This is a genomic window from Demequina sp. (genome assembly GCF_024642165.1).
GTDB lineage: Bacteria > Actinomycetota > Actinomycetes > Actinomycetales > Demequinaceae > Demequina.
In genome coordinates this window covers 1-2256 of sequence record NZ_JAHEBP010000171.1, presented here as the reverse complement: position 1 = coordinate 2256, position 2256 = coordinate 1, and the positions used below count along the sequence as shown (strand labels likewise).

Sequence of the window (2256 nt, the reverse complement as noted above, 5' to 3'; positions counted from 1 at the left end):
GGGGCTTCGGACAGCTTGGTCGAGATCTGGACCGAGGAGCGTCCCAGCGCCGCGAGGCCCAGCACTGCGTAGGCGACCACGAGTGCGATGCGGGCGACGGGGTTCACGCGGCGGCCTCGAGGATGGTGAGCACGCGCCATGCGAGCACGGCGAGGGCGGCCGCGATGATCAGCCCGGCCGCCGCGTCCACCCTGGCGATCTGGTCGGGGGCGAGCACGGGACGGTTGGGGTCCGGATCGGCGGCCGCCGCCTCGGGCGTACCCAGCCGGCCTATCCCCAGCAGGGGCAGCAGTGCGAGGGACGCCAGTAGGTAGCCGAGCGTCAGGACCAGCCCCGCGGGGTTGCCGGAGACCAGCAGCACCACGACGGCGATGAGGTGGACGGTGACGGCCGCGTAGGTCGCCGCGACCGCCACGCGCATCACGCGGTGCGCGCGCGGCCAGATCAGGGTCACGATGCCGGCCAGCGCGAGCACCCCGCTCGCCGCCAGCACCAGGGGGTAGATCACCCCGGTGTAGACGTCCACTATCCCTGCTGGGAACCCTGCTGAACCGCCTGCTGCACGCGCATCGGCAGTCGCGTCATCTCCTCGCCGTCGACGCTGATGACCCAGGAGAACAGGCGGGGCTTGTCGAAGCGCAGGCCGTCGATGGTGAAGGCGAAGCTGGCAACCTGCTCGTCGCCGTCGACCAGGTGCGCCGGGCGGCCCACGGTGAAGTCGCCACCCATGGCGCGCACGGGGGAGGCCTTGCCCTCGGCGTCGGGGCGCACGCCGATCGGGTACTCGATGCCATCCTCCGTGAGGAGCTTGAGCTCGAAGTTGTGGGGACGGTTGGTCTCCGTGAAGGGGACGTGGACCACGGCGCCTACCGACAGGCGACGATGCACGGCAGGGAAGCCCCGGACGAAGATGATGTTCCACCCCGCACCCAGCGCGTAGATCTTGTTCTGCACGACCTCAGCCGAGTCGGCGAGGAATGCGTCCACTCTCACAGCAGCCAGTCCTTTCGTGGGGTGCCCAACCAGCCTATCGCGGGTCGCGCGAGCACCCCGCACCCCGGGTGGGGACGATGCGGGGGCCGGGTGTCCACGCGGGTACTCTGAGCGCGTGGCGGGCACGATCAACAGGGATGACATCGCGGCTGTCCGCGAGCGCGCCCCCCTTGAGGAGATCGTGGGCCAGCACGTGTCGCTGAAGCCCGCCGGCGTGGGCTCGCTCAAGGGCCTGTGCCCGTTCCACGACGAGCGCTCGCCCTCCTTCCACGTGCGACCGGCGGCCGGGCGGTGGCACTGCTTCGGGTGCGGCGAGGGCGGGGACGTCATCGAGTTCGTGATGCGCATGGACGGGCTGCCGTTCTCGGAGGCGGTCGAGTACCTCGCGGATCGCGCGGGCGTCACGCTGCGCTACGAGTCCGGAGGCCCGCGCACCTCGGAGTCGGGGGCCGGGATGCGGCGGCGTCTGCTCGAGGCCCATCGGGTGGCCGCGGAGTTCTACGTGGGGCAGCTGGACGGCCCCGACGCGCGCATCGCGCGCGACTTCCTGCGGGAGCGCGGCTTCGACCGGGTGGCCGCCGAGACGTTCGGCTGCGGCTACGCGCCGCAGGGATGGTCCTCGCTCACGGAGCACCTGCGCCGCTCCGGCTTCACCGAGCCCGAGCTCAAGGCCTCGGGGCTCGTGTCCGAGGGTCAGCGCGGCGTGTACGACAGGTTCCGGGGGCGGCTCGTGTGGCCCATTCGCGAGGTCACGGGCGACGTCATCGGCTTCGGCGCGCGCCGCCTTCACGAGGACGACCAGGGCCCCAAGTACCTCAACACCCCGGAGACGCAGCTCTACAAGAAGGCCCACGTGCTCTACGGCATCGACCTGGCCAAGGGGGCGATCCGTCAGGAGCGCACCGTGGTGGTGGTCGAGGGCTACACGGATGTCATGGCGTGTCACCTCGCCGGCGTCACCAACGCGGTGGCGACGTGCGGCACCGCGTTCGGCGAGGACCACGTCAAGGTGGTGCGGCGGCTCATGGGCGACACGGGCCAGGCCCAGCTGAAGGTGGGCTCCTCGGGCGCGAAGGTGATCTTCACGTTCGACGGCGACGAGGCGGGCCAGAACGCGGCCCTCAAGTCCTTTGGGCTCGACCAGCAGTTCCTCGCCCAGACCTTCGTCGCGGTGGATCCGGAGGGCCTCGACCCGTGCGACATCCGGCAGCGCGACGGCGATGAGGCGGTGCGCGCCCTCATGGACCGCCGGCTGCCGCTGTT

General features: G+C 71.2%; 3 protein-coding genes. 1 reads left to right on the top strand and 2 read right to left on the bottom strand.

Annotated features, from left to right (window positions below):
• Positions 1-103: 103 nt before the first annotated feature.
• Together Q0L54_RS11050 and Q0L54_RS11045 are read right to left on the bottom strand one after the other, a co-directional pair.
• Positions 104-526 carry a hypothetical protein gene (locus Q0L54_RS11050; RefSeq protein WP_296668084.1) on the bottom strand — a complete coding sequence of 141 codons (423 nt, stop codon included), beginning with the start codon at positions 524-526 and terminating at the stop codon, positions 104-106.
• Entirely contained in the window at positions 526-993 is a 468-nt protein-coding gene (locus Q0L54_RS11045) for a hypothetical protein (protein ID WP_296668083.1), read from the bottom strand. The genes Q0L54_RS11050 and Q0L54_RS11045 overlap by 1 nt, the downstream gene beginning before the upstream one ends.
• Before the next feature lie 115 nt (positions 994-1108).
• On the opposite strand from Q0L54_RS11045, the gene dnaG reads away from it, so the two are divergent.
• Positions 1109-2256: DNA primase (dnaG, locus tag Q0L54_RS11040; RefSeq protein WP_296668081.1), on the top strand; the 1148-nt coding region annotated here is incomplete at its 3' end.